At 75.6% G+C, this 14514-nt stretch carries 9 protein-coding genes; 5 read left to right on the plus strand and 4 right to left on the minus strand.

Annotated features, from left to right (window positions below; genetic code table 11):
- Positions 1 to 76 precede the first annotated feature (76 nt).
- Positions 77 to 4501 carry an FtsK/SpoIIIE domain-containing protein gene (locus tag FHR78_RS09750; protein ID WP_166760300.1) on the minus strand — a complete coding sequence of 1475 codons (4425 nt, stop codon included), beginning with the start codon at positions 4499 to 4501 and terminating at the stop codon, positions 77 to 79.
- Positions 4498 to 5823 carry a hypothetical protein gene (locus FHR78_RS09755; RefSeq protein ID WP_166760301.1) on the minus strand — a complete coding sequence of 442 codons (1326 nt, stop codon included), beginning with the start codon at positions 5821 to 5823 and terminating at the stop codon, positions 4498 to 4500. The genes FHR78_RS09750 and FHR78_RS09755 overlap by 4 nt, the downstream gene beginning before the upstream one ends.
- Positions 5824 to 5905: 82 nt before the next feature.
- Here FHR78_RS09755 and FHR78_RS09760 point away from each other — a divergent pair, with 82 nt between their 5' ends.
- The 3 genes from FHR78_RS09760 to FHR78_RS09770 all read left to right on the plus strand — a co-directional run bounded on the left by FHR78_RS09760 (position 5906) and on the right by FHR78_RS09770 (position 9293).
- Complete coding sequence (locus FHR78_RS09760) at positions 5906 to 6958, plus strand: hypothetical protein (protein ID WP_166760302.1); 1053 nt, start codon at positions 5906 to 5908, stop codon at positions 6956 to 6958.
- Complete coding sequence (locus FHR78_RS09765; protein ID WP_166760303.1) at positions 6948 to 7691, plus strand: hypothetical protein; 744 nt, start codon at positions 6948 to 6950, stop codon at positions 7689 to 7691. The genes FHR78_RS09760 and FHR78_RS09765 overlap by 11 nt, the downstream gene beginning before the upstream one ends.
- 153 nt (positions 7692 to 7844) lie before the next feature.
- Complete coding sequence (locus tag FHR78_RS09770) at positions 7845 to 9293, plus strand: glucose-6-phosphate dehydrogenase (RefSeq protein WP_166760304.1); 1449 nt, start codon at positions 7845 to 7847, stop codon at positions 9291 to 9293.
- Positions 9294 to 9727: 434 nt separating this feature from the next.
- Here the strand turns inward: FHR78_RS09770 and FHR78_RS09775 are convergent, their stop codons facing one another.
- A complete protein-coding gene (locus FHR78_RS09775; RefSeq protein ID WP_166760305.1) occupies positions 9728 to 10525 on the minus strand; it encodes a transglutaminase-like domain-containing protein in 798 nt (265 codons plus the stop codon).
- A gap of 266 nt (positions 10526 to 10791) precedes the next feature.
- Between FHR78_RS09775 and FHR78_RS09780 the strand changes: the two genes are divergently transcribed.
- Entirely contained in the window at positions 10792 to 11088 is a 297-nt protein-coding gene (locus FHR78_RS09780) for a hypothetical protein (RefSeq protein ID WP_166760306.1), read from the plus strand.
- Between the two features lie 92 nt (positions 11089 to 11180).
- Positions 11181 to 11486: a hypothetical protein gene (locus FHR78_RS09785; protein WP_166760307.1), complete on the plus strand. Its 306-nt coding sequence runs from the start codon at positions 11181 to 11183 to the stop codon at positions 11484 to 11486.
- Between the two features lie 182 nt (positions 11487 to 11668).
- Here the strand turns inward: FHR78_RS09785 and FHR78_RS09790 are convergent, their stop codons facing one another.
- On the minus strand, positions 11669 to 14479 hold the full coding sequence (locus FHR78_RS09790; protein WP_166760308.1) for a PA14 domain-containing protein: 2811 nt from the start codon (positions 14477 to 14479) through the stop codon (positions 11669 to 11671).
- Positions 14480 to 14514: the final 35 nt, after the last annotated feature.

The following is a 14514-nucleotide window of genomic DNA, read 5'->3' on the forward strand; positions in this document are numbered from 1 at the left end:
CGACGGGGACCCGCCCGCGTCGGGAGGGACGCAGCGCCGGACCGCCCGACCCGCCCGACCCGCCGGCCCCGCCGCGTCAGCGGGTGACGTCGGGCACCTGCACCTGCGCCCAGCGTCCGCCGCTGTGCAGGGCTCCCCCGCCGGCACCGGCACGCCCGACCATGAACTTGGGGATCTTCTGCCCGAAGAGCTGCGTGCCCACCAGGGCCGACGTCGGGGACAGCACCAGCCCCTCCTGCGTCTTCCGCACCTCGCCGTAGGGGCCCGAGAACGTCTTGCCGGCGGCGTCGGGCGAGAGCGCCACGACGAAGGCGAGACGGTCGCGGTGCGCCATCAGCGCCTGCTCGAGCGGGGTGTCGCGCAGGGTCTCGACGTCGTCGACGACGACGGTGAGCACGACGTCGTCGCCGACGCGGGCCACCTCGGCCGCGACGTCGTCGCCGGCCGAGGGCGACGCGGCGGACACGGCGAGGGGCACCTCGGCGGCCCGCGCCCAGCGCGTCAACGGCGACTCGCGCGTCGAGACGACGAGCACGGGGCGGGCGTCCCACATGAGCTGGTGCGCGATCGTCGCGAGGGCCGTCGAGCGCCCGGTGCCGCGGTCGCCGATCACCGCGAACCCGCCGACGGCCGGCCAGTCGATCGTGTACCGCGACAGCACGTCGCCGCCGACGCCCACGGTCGGCGACTCCGCCGGCGACCAGGAGGCGCGCGGCAGCTCGGCGGCGTCGCCGAGCGAGAGCGCCCCGGGCAGGGCGTCCACGCGGAACGGGACCGGCAGGGCAGGGTCGCGCGGCTCGGCCTCGGACCGGGCCCGCGCCTCCTCGACGACCTCGCGCAGCACGGCCGACTGCGCCTCGGCCGACGCGTCGCGGCCGATCACGGCGACCTGAGCCTCGCGGGCGCTCGCCCCGAACATCAGGCGACCGGCGGGCACCGTCTCGGGCAGCTCACGGATCATCACGCCCGCGCCGCGGTAGTCGTTGACGTCGCGCAGCGGCAGCACGTACTGGTCGCCGATGAACCCCGAGACGCGGTCGCCCGACACGGTGCGGTCGGCGGCCATCACGACGCGGATGCCGACGCCGGGCCCCTCGCGCAGCACGCGGGTCATCTGGTCGCGGAACAGCACGAGCTCGTCCGACTGCAGGGTCGAGGTGACCCGCTCCCAGCCGTCGACGGCGACGACGACGAACGGCAGCCGCTCGGCCGGCTCGGCCCGCCTGCGCTGCTCGACGACGCTGCCGACGGAGGCACGCGAGAGCACGGTCTGCCGGCGCGACAGCTCGTCGAGGAGGCGCGTCATCAGCCGCGGCAGCCGCGTCGGCTCGAGGGCGGTCACCACGGCGCCGGTGTGCGGGGCCCGGGCCAGCGGCAGCAGGCCGCCGTTGCCGTAGTCGATGGCGAAGAGGTGCAGGTCGGCCGGGTCGTGCGCGCGCACGGCCTGCGCGAGCAGGGTGCGCAGCGCCGTCGTGCGGCCCGACAGCGCCGAGCCGATGAAGAGCAGGTGCGAGCCGGAGGCGACGTCCCAGACGAGGGGACGCTGCGTCTGCTGCGCGGGGACGTCCTCGAGGCCGATCACGAGCTGGTGCGGGTGCGCGGCGGTGCCCGTGCCGTCGGGGGCCGGGGCGTCCGCGGCGGACGAGACCACCGCCTCCAGCGGGAGCATCGTGGGCAGGGGCAGCAGCCACGGCGACGGGTTCGCGGGCACGCCGAGCAGGCGCGTCGCCTCGGTGACGAGGTCGACGAGCGCGCGCAGGTCGGTGTCGTCCTGGTCGACGCCCGTCGACGCGGCGCCCTGCGAGGGGAACCGCGGCTGGTAGCCGACGGCCCGCCAGTCGAGCTCGGCCAGCGCGGGCAGCACCTTGCGCGTGCGGTGCGCCCCGGGGCGCACGCCGGCGACCCGGGCCGTCTGGAACGCGGCCGGGGCGACGCCGACGCCGGCCCGGACGAACCCGCGGCCGGGCGTCGAGACGCCGATCAGCGACGCCTCGGGCGAGCCGAGCACGTCGGTCGAGTCGGCCCGGTCGGTGACGCGCAGCGCGACGCGGAGGTTGATGTTCGACTGCATCTCGGGCGTGATGACGCCGCTGGGGCGCTGCGTGGCGAGCACGAGGTGCACGCCGAGCGACCGGCCGACGCGGGCGATGCGGACGAGCCCGTTGATGAAGTCGGGGTGCTCGGTCTTGAGCTCGGCGAACTCGTCGATGACGATCATCAGCCGGGCGAGGCCGAGCCGGGCGGCCGCCTCGGGGTCTTTCGACCAGGCCGCGTCGACGTCCTTGACGGCGAGCTCGGGGCGGCGCAGCACGGTCTCGCGACGCTTGAGCTCGGCGTCGAGCGACTGCAGCGCGCGCTCGGTCTCGCGGGCGTCGAGGTTGGTCACCATGCCGACGGTGTGCGGCAGGCGCGAGCAGTCCTCGAAGGCGGAGGCGCCCTTGTAGTCGACGAGGACGAAGTTGAGGGCGTCGGGCCGGTTCGCCAGCGCGAGCGACACCACCCAGGTCTGCAGGAACTCCGACTTGCCCGAGCCGGTCGTGCCGGCGACGAGCGCGTGGGGGCCGTCGGCGGCGATGTCGACGGCGAACTGCGAGTCGGGCCCGGCGCCCACGACGACGTTCGTGCGCCGGGGCGACAGCTGCCAGCGCTCGACGATCGCCTGGGGGTCGTCGAGGTCGACGCCGAGCAGCTCGGTGTAGCGCACCGACGTCGGCAGCATTCCCTCGTCGCCCACGCCGCTGACGTGCTTGATCGAGCAGAGGCTGCGGGCGATCTGCTCGGCCGCGGGCAGCGAGAGCCCGTCGAGCAGCACGTCGGGGTAGTAGGCGGCGTCGGACTCGAGACGGGCGAGCGAGTGGTCCTCGCCGTCGACGACGACGACGGTGCGCGACTCCTCGGGCAGGCGGGTGCGGTCGCTGTCGATCGCGACGACGTGCACGTCGGCCTGGCCGCCCGACTCGAGCAGCGACACCATGCCGGGCAGCATGCGGAACCGACGGGCGCCGTCGACCACGACCACGACGGTCGAGTCGAAGGCGGCCGAGCCGCGCTCGGTCGAGGCACGGAGGCGCGCGGTCGTCAGGGCGCTCAGCTCGCGCAGCCGGTCGCGTCGCGTGTCGTCGGTGTTGCCGACGAGGGCCACCACCGACGAGCCGGCCTGGGCGTGGGGCAGCCACTGCACCCACTGCCACAGGGCCGCGTCGTCGTCGTCGCAGAGCACCACGATCTGAGCGTCGCGCGGCGAGCGTAGCGTCGCGAACGAGGCGAGCATCGCGCGGACGGCGCTGCGCGTCGCGTCGGGGGCGCCGGCCACGCCGACCACGCCGGCCGCGAGGTCGACCGCGACGGGCGACGGGGCCACCCCGACGTGCCGGGGCGTCGCGCGGTCGCGGCTGCTGCCGCCCTCGAAGCGCACGTCGAGCGGCACCTCGGTCACGCCGACCCGCACGTGCACGGCGTCGGCGTCGCGCTTGCGTCGCTCCCACAGGCGCGAGAGCGGCAGCGTGGCGACGTCGCGCACGACCACGGGGTCGGGCTGCGCGTACCAGCTCTCGAGCCGCTGCTCGCGGACGAGCTGGGCGATGCGCGTGCGCCCGTCGACGATGTCCTGCTGCCACTCGTCGAAGGTGCGCAGCCCCTTCTTCTTCGCGCGCGAGCGCGAGGTGAGGAACGTGCCGATCACCATGACGGGCGACGCCGCCGCCATCATCAGCATCACCGGGCGGTTGAAGACGATGGCCATCGTCACGCCGAGGATCACGGGGATCACCGCCGACAGCCACGGCAGCGGCGTCTTGTCGGCGTCGTCGGGGCGGTCGCCCGGCAGCACGACGACCGGCGGCGCCTTGACGGGCGAGATGCGGGAGGTGCGGTTGAAGCCCCGCATGCCGACCTCGTCGGGCGCGGTGTCGGCGTCGCTCCACGGGGCGAGGCCGATGCGCACGACCGAGCTGCCGAGCTGCACGACGTCGGCCGGCACGACCCGCCCGTCGCCGGTGAGCGGCTCGCCGTTGACCGCGACGGCGGCGGCGCCCTCGACGACCGAGAGCCGCGCGGCGAGCGGGCCGCGGCGAGCGCCGGCGGCCTCGTCGACGGGGTCGAGGGTGAGCGTGACGTGGTGCCCGGCGAGCCACGGGTCCGCGATGCGCAGGTCGACGCCGGCGCCGCTGCCGATGCGCAGCGGGGTGCCCGCGGCGAGCGGCACGACCTCGCCCGCGAAGGGCCCGCCGACCACCTCGAGACGGGGCTGGCCCGGGTGCAGGGCGGGCGCCTCCTGCGGGGGGAGCGTCTGGCCGTTGAGCACGGGCGCGTCGACGAGCGCGGTGTCGGGGTGCACCGTCGGGGCCACGAGGGACGGGTCGACGCCGAGGCTCTCGGCGACCTCGGCGACCGACGTGTCGTCGGTCACGTCGAGCAGGAACGAGCGCTCGCCGGCGCCGGGGTCGTCGGAGGAGGCGGCGGCCGGGTCGGCAGGGTCGCGCAGGCTGAGTCGCAGGGTCACGGGGTGCCTCCGAGGCGGTCGAGGGTCGAGAGCAGGGGCGCGAGCAGGACGGGCGCGTCGGGGTCGCCCTCGTCGTCGTCGGAGGGCAGGGCGGGCACGAGGCCGCGGACGACCGGGGCGTCGTCGTCGGCCGCGTCGCCGTCGGCCGCGTCGCCGTCGGCCGCGTCGCGAGTGCCGGGCACGGGCGCCACGCGGGCGAGTCCGACGGGCAGCGCCTCGGCGGCGTCGGTGCGGGGGCGCACCACGGTGACGCTGCCGGTGGCCTGGCGGCCGTCGGGCGTCGCGACGTGGAACGCGAACTGGTCGACGTCGGGGGCAGGGTCGTCGTCGGTGCCGACGGGCGGCGTGTAGACGGCCTCGTCGCCCGAGCAGCGCACCGTGCCCGCGGCCGGGACCCCGCAGCCGAGCAGCGCGGGGGCGTCGGCGTCGTCGCCCGACCGGCCCGCGAACGCGAGCGACCCGAGGTCGACGACCGTGTCGCCCTCGTCGGCGAGGGCCACCGTCACGGCGAGCGCCCGCAGCGGCTCGGCGCCGGTCGCCCCCGCAGGAGGTGCGGTGAAGGCCACCGTCAGGCTGGTCGTCTCGGACCACTGGCCCTCGGCGTCGCGCAGCCGGTACGAGACGACGGCGTCGCCGACGAACCCGGGCGCCGACTGCACGGCGAGGTGCGACGGGGTCGCCCGGGCGACGGCGGCGCCCTCGGGCGAGACGCCGCGCACCTGCAGCCCGGCGCCCGCGCCCTCGCAGCCGTCGCAGCGGACCAGCAGGTCGGCGAGCGGCAGGAGCGCCGCGGCGCCCGAGTCGAACGGGTGGTCGTAGACGAGCTCGTCGGCCGCGGGCGGGGTCGGCGGCGCCTGCTCGACGCGGTACGTGACGGTCATCCGCGCGGCGCCGCTGCGCAGCTCGACCGGCATGACGACCGTGCCGGCGTCGGGGTCGTACTCGTCGGCGGTGAGGGTCAGGCGGCTCGGCTCGCAGTCGAGTCGGGTGCCCTCGGGGGGCGAGACCGCGTCGCAGTCGGCGACGGACCAGCCGTCGGCCATCGTGACCTCGCCCTCGTCGCCGAACGGGATGACGACCAGCCCGGGGTCGGCCGGCGGCTCGGTCGCCTCGGCCCCGTCGGCCCCCTGCCCGGACGCAGGCCCGCCGGTCGCGGAGGCAGCGGGCCCGGCGGCGAGCACAGGCCCGGAAGCGAGCACAGGCCCCGTAGCAAGCACAGGCCCGGCGGCCAGCACGGGCTCGGCGACGCCGGCCAGGAGCGACGAGGAGGCGGTGGCCGCGACGACCAGGGCGAGGACGGCGGCGCGCAGGGATCGTCTCACTGCCCCGGCCCCCCTCTCGTCGAGTGCTCCATATACTAAGGGCCACCACCGACAGACCGGGCGGTGACGGCCCAGGGGGACCATGAGCGACGGACAGCACCGCGGGGGCGGCACCGAGCCCGACCCGCTCGAGGACGACGACCTCGAGCTGACCGTGACGCGCGGTCGCCGCGCCCGTCGTGCCGCCGACGCCCCGGTCGACGCCGTCGCCCCCGGAGGCGCCCCCCGCGCCCCGCACGGCGACCCGGTCGGCGCCCCGGCCGGCGAGCACCCCGCCCCGGCCCAGACGGCGCCCGCCGCCACCGCGCCCGCCGCCGCCCCTGCGTCGGCCGCCGCCCCCGTGACGCCGCCGCCCCGCCCGGCCGCCTCGTACGCGTCGGAGGCCGCGCCCTCGTCGGCCGCCTCCTCGCCTGCGCCGACGCCCGCCGCCTCGGTGCCGGCGCCCGCCTCGTCGCTGCCGCCGGCGGTCCCGTCCCTGCCGGCCCCCGCCTCCTCGGCGCCCCTCGCGCCCACCTGGTCGTCGGCCCCCACGGCCCTGACCGCGTCGAGCCTCGGCTGGGAGCCCGGCGCCCCCGACCTGGGCGAGCGCGCAGGCCGCGGCCCCGCGAGCGTCCCGGGCACCGCAGGCACCGCGGCCGACGACGGGGAGGCCGTCGCGGTCCCCCCGAAGCGGCAGCTCGGCAGCGAGATCGGCGTGCTGCCCGAGCTCGAGCACCGCGAGGAGAAGAAGCGTCCGCTGTGGCGCCACCCCGCGTTCATCGTGTCGGGCGTGCTGACCGTGCTGGCCGTCGGCGTCGGCGCGACGCTGATGATCCTGTCGCTGACGTCGGCCGGGGCTCCCCAGGTGACCGCGCTCACCATCGCCGCGGGCGAGGGCAACGTGCGGCTCGACTGGGACGGGCCCGACGTGCCGTACGACCTCTACGCGGTCGCCTCCGACGGCGCCGCCACCGACCTCACCCAGCTCGTGCGCGGCACCGAGGCGTGGATCCCCCGCGCGGGCGGCCTCGTGACCGACGACTCGTGCTTCGTCGTGCGCGCCGCCGAGGCGACCGCGGGCGAGCCGGTGTCGCTCGAGCCGGCCGACCTGGGCGACCAGTCGGCGCAGAGCGTCTGCGTGGCCGATGCGGGCTAGCCGTCGGCGCCTCGCCGCGCTCGTCGCCCTGCCGCTGGTCGGCGTGCTGCTCGCCGGCTGCGGCTCGGACGGCCCGGTCGTCCCCACGCCGACGGGCATCGACCTGCCCGAGGTCGAGCTGAGCGACCCCGACCGCAACGGCGTCGAGTACCTCGACGGGCCGACCGCGCTCGACGCGGTGCTGCGCTCGGTCCGCACCGCGACGTCGGTCACGATGGCCGGCACGTTCACCGAGCTGCTGGACGCCCCGCGGGGCTCCGACGAGCAGCCCGAGGGCCGCGAGCTCGTCGTCACCTTCGTCGGCACCGCCGCCGACTACTCCGCGCGGGTCGAGGTCGAGGACGACGCGGGGGTGCAGACGACCGACGTGCGGACCTCGGGCGCGACCTCCGAGGTCACGACGACCGCCGCCTCCTGCGTCTCGTCGGCCGACGACGCGGTGACCCGGTTCGCTCCCCTGCTGTCGCCGCCGACGCTGCTGTCGACCCTGCTGCGCAGCGGCGACTCCGCGCTCACCGTCTCGACCGGCGCCGTCGTCGAGGGCGGCCCCGGCGAGCCCGCGACGGTCGAGCTCGTCGTCGGCGACGAGTCGTCGGTGGTGGGCACGCTCGTCGTCTCGGCCGAGGGCGAGCCGCGTCCCCTGTCGTTCACGGCCGCCGACGCCGCGGGCCGTGCCGTGTTCACCTTCAGCCGCTGGGACGAGGAGGCGAGCCTGCCCGAGCTCGGCTGCTGACGGCCGGGCGTCCGACGCAGGACGCGAGGAGGCGGGGCGCCAGCGAGCGGGTCGCGGGCGGGACGCGAGGAGGCGGGGCGCCAGCAGGCGGGACGCGAGCGGGCGGCACGCGGGGCAGGACACGCCCCCGGCGCGCGGTCTACGGTCGAGCGCATGACGACCGCGACGCGACGCACGGCCACGGACCCCACGACCGGCACCATCGGCGACGAGGGAGGGCCGAGCTCGGAGCCGGTGACGCTGCTGATCCTGGGCGCGTCCGGCGACCTGGCCTCGCGCCTCCTCATGCCCGGCCTCGGCGGGCTGCTCGCGCACGAGCCGACGCGACGCGTGCAGCTGATCGGCGCCGGCGTCGAGGAGTACGCCGACGACGCCTGGCACCGACGCGTCACCGACTCGTTCGCCACCGTCGAGGCGCACGGCCCCGCCGTCGACGCCCTGCTGGGGTCCACCCGGTACATCACGGCCGACGTGACGTCGGTCGACGCGCTGAAGGGGCTGCTCGACGCCTGCGACGCCCCGCCCGCGATCTACTTCGCCCTGCCCCCGGCGATCACCGTGAAGGCGTGCGAGGCGCTGAAGCAGCTCGACCTGCGGGCGGGCACGTCGCTCGCCCTCGAGAAGCCGTTCGGCACCGACGTCGAGTCGGCCGAGCGCCTCAACGACCTCGTGCTCGAGCTCGTCCCCGAGGAGCGGGTGCACCGCGTCGACCACTTCCTCGGCCGTGCCACCGTGCTCAACCTGCTCGGCCTGCGCTTCGCGAACCGCCTGATCGAGCCGATGCTCAACAACCAGCACGTCGAGAGCATCGACATCGTCTACGACGAGACGCTCGGCCTCGAAGGGCGCGCCCGCTACTACGACCACGCCGGCGCCCTCGTCGACATGATCCAGAGCCACCTGCTGCAGGTGATGGCCGTGCTCACCATGAACGCGCCCGCCACCCTGTCGGCCCTCGACCTGCGCGACGAGAAGCAGCTCGTGCTGCGCGCCACGCGCCTCCTCGGCGACGACCCCGTCGCGAACAGCCGCCGGGCCCGCTACGCCGCCGGCACCATCGAGGGCCGCGACCTGCCCGCCTACGTGGACGAGGAGGGGGTGGACCCGTCGGTCGAGACCGAGACGCTCGCCGAGATGGTCGTCGAGGTGCAGAACTGGCGGTGGGCCGGCGTGCCGATCCGGCTGCGCTCGGGCAAGGCCCTGGCCTCGAGGAGGCGCGAGATCGTCATCACGTTCCGCCCGCCGACCCACGTGCCCCGCGAGTTCGTCGGCGGCGGCACCCCCGACCGGCTGCGGATCGCCATCGCGCCCGACGAGATGTCGCTCGAGCTCAACGTCAACGGCCCCGGCGACTCGTACGACCTGTCGCGCGCGACCCTGCACGCCGACTTCGGCCTCGGCGACCTCACCGCCTACGGCGAGGTGCTCGCGGGGATCCTCGACGGCGACCCCACCCTCTCGGTGCGCGGCGACTCGGCCGTCGAGGGCTGGCGCATCGTCGAGCCGGTGCTGGCCGCGTGGCGGGCCGGCGACGTGCCGATCGACGAGTACCCGGCGGGCACGGCGGGGCCGTCGTCGTGGCCGGCGGTCGAGGACGACTGAGCGCCGCCTCGCCCGCGCAGGCACCGCCTCCTGCACCGCCTGCTGCACCCCCCCCACCCCCTGCTGCACCCCGCTGCCCCCTCCCGCACCCTGCTGCACCCCCTCCCGCACCCCGTTGTGGACGATGCACCCCGAAACGACGGGGTGCATCGTCCACTTCGGGGTTCGGGGGGGCGCGGTGCGTGCGACGGCGGGGCCTTCGTCGTGGCCGGCCGTCGAGGACGACTGAATGCCGCCTCGCCCGCGCAGGCACCGCCTCCTGCAGCCCCTCATGCACCCCAGAGTGGACGATGCACCCCGAAATGACGGGGTGCATCGTCCACTTCGGGGTTCGGGGGGGGGCTGCGGGTGCTACGCGGGTGCGGCGGGCGTGTGCCGCGGGTGCGGCGGGCGGGGGACGTGCGGCGGATGCGGGGGCGCGTGCGGCGGGCCGGTCAGCCGAGGCTGACGAAGGCGGTGACGTCGTCGTCGGGCAGCTCGTCGGCGACCGCGCCGACCTGCATCGACGCGACGGTGACGGCGCCGCCGTGGCTCGTGAGGAACGCGGTGTCGCTGGCGTCCCGCCCCGTCGCGATGCGCAGCAGCGTGCTGCGCGGCGCCAGCGTCGTGGCGTCGACGACGTGCCACTCGTCGTCGACGAAGGCCTCGGCGACGGCGTGGAAGTCCATCGGCGACAGTCCCGGCGCGTAGACCGACACGAGCCGGGCGGGCACGTCGAGCGCGCGCAGCAGCGCGATGACGAGGTGCGCGTAGTCGCGGCAGACGCCCTGCCGGTCGAGCAGCGTCTGCACGGCCCCGTCGGTCGGGGCGCTGGCGCCGGGCACGTACGCGAGGCGTGAGCCCACCCACGAGCTGACGGCCGCGAGCAGGTCGCGGCCGGCGAGCCCGCCGAACTCGGCCCGCGCCGTCGGCGCGAGGGTGTCCGACTCGCAGTACCGGCTCGGGCGGCGGGAGCGCACCAGGTCGAGCTCGTCCCGAGGAGGCGCGGCGAGGCGCCCCTCGACGACCACCCGGTAGTCGACGAGCACCCTGCCCGCCCCCACGTCGCAGAGGTGCAGCCGGGTGCCGTGCTGGTCGACGAGCTCGCGGACGGCCACCGGTGCTCCGTGCTGGGTGACGACCAGCGCCTCCTCGGCTCTCTGCTCGTACAGGGCCGAGGCGGCGATCGACAGGACGAACTCGGCGGGGCCGGCGACGTCGAACTCGAGCCGGGCGGAGGCGGTGCGCTTCATGGGGCGAGCCTGGCAGGCGCTCGCGTCGGGCCCGAGTCGGCCGTGGGTCGCGCGTGTGAACTCGGCGGGGCCGGCGGGACCTGCTCGGGGCGCCGAGCGGTCAGATGTGGTGGCTCGGGGGTCGTAGAGGGACCGTTCCTGACCACTCGACCAATGCGGGGAAGGGACGGGCACGGGGAGGGGACGGGACGGGGACGGGGACGGGCACGGGCACGGGCACGGGCACGGGCACGGGGACGGGCACGGGGAGTGCCTAGGCTCGGGGGATGCCCTCGTACCGCGTCCTGCTCGCCGTCGGCTCGCTGCGCCCCGGGGTGCGGCCCGACGCCCTGCTGCCCCGGGCCGCCGAGTCGGCCGCCGAGTTCACCACCGTCGAGGCGAACGACATCATGATGGTGCGCGGCGAGCCGCAGCTCGTGGTGCGGTTCACCGGGGCCGACGACCCGTTCGCCCTCGGCGTCGGCGCCGCGGTCGAGTCGACGGTCGGCAGGCTGGCCGAGGTGCGCAGCGCGCGCGTCACCCGTCGCGACGGCGGGGCCTGGACGCTCGTCGGGGCCGTCTAGGGGCGCCGAGCGGTCGGACGTGGTGGCTCGGGCGCCGGGGAGGGACCGTTCTCGACCACTCGACGGGCACGGGGAGTGCCTAGGCTCGGGGCATGGACGAGACGACGCGCACGAGAGCGACCGGCAGGGCTGGCCGAGCCGGCCGAGCCGGCCGAGCCGGCCGGGCTGGCCGGGCTGGCCGGGCCGGCCGGGCCGGGGCGGCGGCGGCCGTCGCCGCGCTCGCGGTCGCGCTGCTCGCCGGCTGCGGCGAGCGCGACGACGACCCCGTGGTGACGGTGAGCCCGACCGTGGTCACCCCCACGGCCACGCCCGAGCCCGCCACCCCCGAGCCCACGGTGGAGGTGCCGGTCACCACCGACAAGCCCACCGACCGGCAGACGATCCCCCCGCAGAACTAGGGGCCGGGGCCCCCGGGGCCGCAGCCTGTCCCGGGTGCCCGGCCCGCGCCTCCTCGGCACCGGCTCGACCCCGCGAACCGACGGAGAAGGTCCTCCCCGAGCTCGGGAAGGACCTTCTCTGACGGTTCACGGCCGGCCGACCGGCCAGCCGGCGGCCGGCCGGCCGGCCGCGGCCAGGGGGCCTAGCCGCCGGAGCCGGCGGCGATCACCTCGAGGTTCGCGGCGCGCACGGCGTCGCGGTCCATCTTCTCGACGCGTCGGTCGTAGGTCCAGAAGCCGTTGACCTCTCCCTCGACGTCGGTCAGCTGGGTGTAGACCGAGCCCGACAGGTAGGTCGACGCGGGGCCGACCAGCGCCTCCGTGTTCTCGACGTACGCGGCCGTCAGCTCCTCGGGCGTGGAGACCTCGCCGTAGGGGTTGACCGACCCGCCGGGCCAGACGTGGCCCGGAGCCGAGTACGAGAACCCGCCGTGCTCGCCGTCCATGGCGGCTCGGCGCGCGTCCGGACGCGGCAGCGCCGGCCCGGTGTACTGGTGCCAGTCGATGACGTCGCCGCGACCGCTGTCGCCCTTCGAGTTGCAGCAGTTGACGCCGCTGTGGGCGTCGACGAGCCGCGACGGGTCCTGGGCCTTCACGCCGTCGGCGATCTCGCCCGTGATGTCGCGGTTCCACTCGCCCCAGCCCTCGTTGAAGGGCACCCAGCCGATGATCGACGTGAACGAGTCGTGCTGGTCGATCATCGTGCGCAGCTGCGACCGGAACACGTCCTGCGTCGCGCGGTCGGCGTTGCCCCCGTTGTTGGCGGGCATGTCCTGCCAGACCATCATGCCGAGCTGGTCGGCGTGGTAGTACCAGCGGGCCGGCTCGACCTTGATGTGCTTGCGGATGGTGTTGAAGCCGAGGTCCTTCGTCGTGGCGATGTCCCACGCGAGGGCCTCGTCGGTCGGCGCCGTGTAGACGCCGTCCGGCCAGTAGCCCTGGTCGAGCGTCGAGAGCAGGAACGTCTCCTGCCCGTTCAGCAGGATCTTCTGCTGGCCGCCGACCTTCGCGATCTCGATCGAGCGCATGCCCTGGTAGCTGGTGACGGCGTCCTTGCTGCCGCCTCCCTGCATGGTCGCCGAGACGTCGTACAGGTACGGGTCGTCGGGGCTCCACAGGTGCATCTCGTCGACCGGCACCGTGAGGCGCTGGTTCGCGGCGCCCTTGGCGGACCCGACGATGACGCCGTCGTGGTCGCGCACGAGCACCTCGACCTTCGACCCCGAGGAGGCGCTGGCCGAGACCGCGGTCACCTCGAGCGCCTGCGCGTCCAGGTCGGGCGTCATCTTCAGGCGGTCGATGTGGGCGGCCTGCACCGGCTCGAGCCACACCGTCTGCCAGATGCCCGAGGCGGGCGTGTAGAAGATGCCGCTGGGGTTCGGGTCCTGCTTGCCGCGGGGCTGGTTCCCCGTCGTGTCGTCGACGCGCACGACGATCTCGTTGGCGCCCTTCTTGTTCAGCGCGTCGGTGACGTCGGCGCTGAACGCGTCGTAGCCGCCGGTGTGCGTCGCGACCTTGCGGGCGTTCACGTAGACGGTCGCCTGGTAGTCGACCGCGCCGAAGTTCAGCACGACGCGGTTCTTGGCGTTCTTCTTCCACTCCTTCGGGGTCTCGAAGGTGCGGCGGTAGACCATCGAGTCCTCGTGGCGCTCGAGGCCGCTGAGCTGCGCCTCGACCGGGTAGGGCACGACGATCTGCTCGGCGAGGTCCTTGCCGAACGGCAGGCGGTCGCCCGACTTCCAGGCGGCGAACTGCCACTGGCCGTTGAGGTTCTGCCAGGCGTCGCGGGCGAGCTGCGGACGCGGGTACTCGGGCAGCGGGTTCGTCGGGTCGACGTCCTCCGCCCAGGGCGTCGTCAGCACGTAGGTCGACAGGTTCGCGGCCGGCTGGTCGAACGCGGGCACGGCGACGCCGTCGACGGTGAGCCCGCCGAGGCCGTCGTAGGCGACGCGGACGGTCGTGCCCTGCTGCAGGGGGCCGCCCGGGGTGACGACGAGCCCGCGGCCGTCGGCGGCGAGCGTCACCGCCTCGACGGGGAACCCGGTCTGGTCGACCGAGAGCGTGAGGTGGTCGGCGACCGTGTCGGCGCCTCCCACGACGCCCGGCAGCACGACGTTCACGGCGTCGCCCGCGGGCGGCACGCTGGCCTGCACGGGGTAGGTCGCGAAGTCCGCAGGAGGCGCGAACGCCTCGAGCGGGACGATCGACTTCTCGACGCCGGGGCCGGTCCAGCTGAGGTGCATGTTCGCCCCGCCGGTCGCCTGGAACATGTCGAAGCGGAACGGCACGGCCTGCCCCGCGGTGAGCTGCACGGGCGTGCCGACCTGCTCGACCTCCCAGTCGTTCACCCAGTGCTCGATGACCTTCTTCCCGTCGATCCACAGGCGCATGCCGTTGTCGCCCTTGGCCGAGAACGTGTAGCTGCCGGTGGCGGGGGCGGTGATCGTGCCCGTCCAGCGGGCGCCCGCGTTCTCGCCCTGGCCGGTGCGCTCGGCGAAGACCGGCACGAGGTTGCCGTAGTCGACCTCGGTGTCGAGCACCGTGGCGGTCGCGGGCTCGAGCAGGGTGAAGTCGGGTGCTCCGCCGAGGCGGAAGTACTCGCCCTTCAGGCCGTGCGCCGCGACGGCGCTCGGCGCGAGGGCCTGCGGGGCGGGCGCCGCGCTCGGTGCCGCGCTGGGCGACGCCGTCGGGTCGGCCGCGGGGGCCGACGGGTCGGCGCTCGGGTCGGCGGTCGGCGACGCGCTGGGCGTCGCGCTCGGGTCGGCGGTGGGCGACGCGCTCGGCGACGCGCTCGGGTCGGCGGGCGCCGACGAGGCGGAGGGCGTGGGCGTCGGCGTGCCGGCGGCCTGCGCCGTCTGGCCGAGGCCCAGGGTGGTGGCCATGACCGCGGCGAGCAGCAGCGCCGTGGCGGCGCCTCCTCGCGTCGGTGGACCACTTCGTCGTGGTTGTGACATGGAACTGACCTTCCTATCGGTGATCTCGATGTCCG

It is taken from the genome of Frigoribacterium faeni, assembly GCF_011761235.1.
Classification (GTDB): Bacteria; Actinomycetota; Actinomycetes; order Actinomycetales; family Microbacteriaceae; genus Frigoribacterium; species Frigoribacterium faeni_A.

Bases quoted from the DNA above. Each gene is read 5' to 3' on its own strand.
- FHR78_RS09760 (WP_166760302.1), top strand. From the start codon at position 5,906: ATGAGCGACGGACAGCACCGCGGGGGCGGCACCGAGCCCGACCCGCTC.
- FHR78_RS09765 (WP_166760303.1), top strand. From the start codon at position 6,948: ATGCGGGCTAGCCGTCGGCGCCTCGCCGCGCTCGTCGCCCTGCCGCTG.
- FHR78_RS09770 (WP_166760304.1), top strand. From the start codon at position 7,845: ATGACGACCGCGACGCGACGCACGGCCACGGACCCCACGACCGGCACC.
- FHR78_RS09775 (WP_166760305.1), bottom strand. From the start codon at position 10,525: ATGAAGCGCACCGCCTCCGCCCGGCTCGAGTTCGACGTCGCCGGCCCC.
- FHR78_RS09780 (WP_166760306.1), top strand. From the start codon at position 10,792: ATGCCCTCGTACCGCGTCCTGCTCGCCGTCGGCTCGCTGCGCCCCGGG.
- FHR78_RS09785 (WP_166760307.1), top strand. From the start codon at position 11,181: ATGGACGAGACGACGCGCACGAGAGCGACCGGCAGGGCTGGCCGAGCC.
- FHR78_RS09790 (WP_166760308.1), bottom strand. From the start codon at position 14,479: ATGTCACAACCACGACGAAGTGGTCCACCGACGCGAGGAGGCGCCGCC.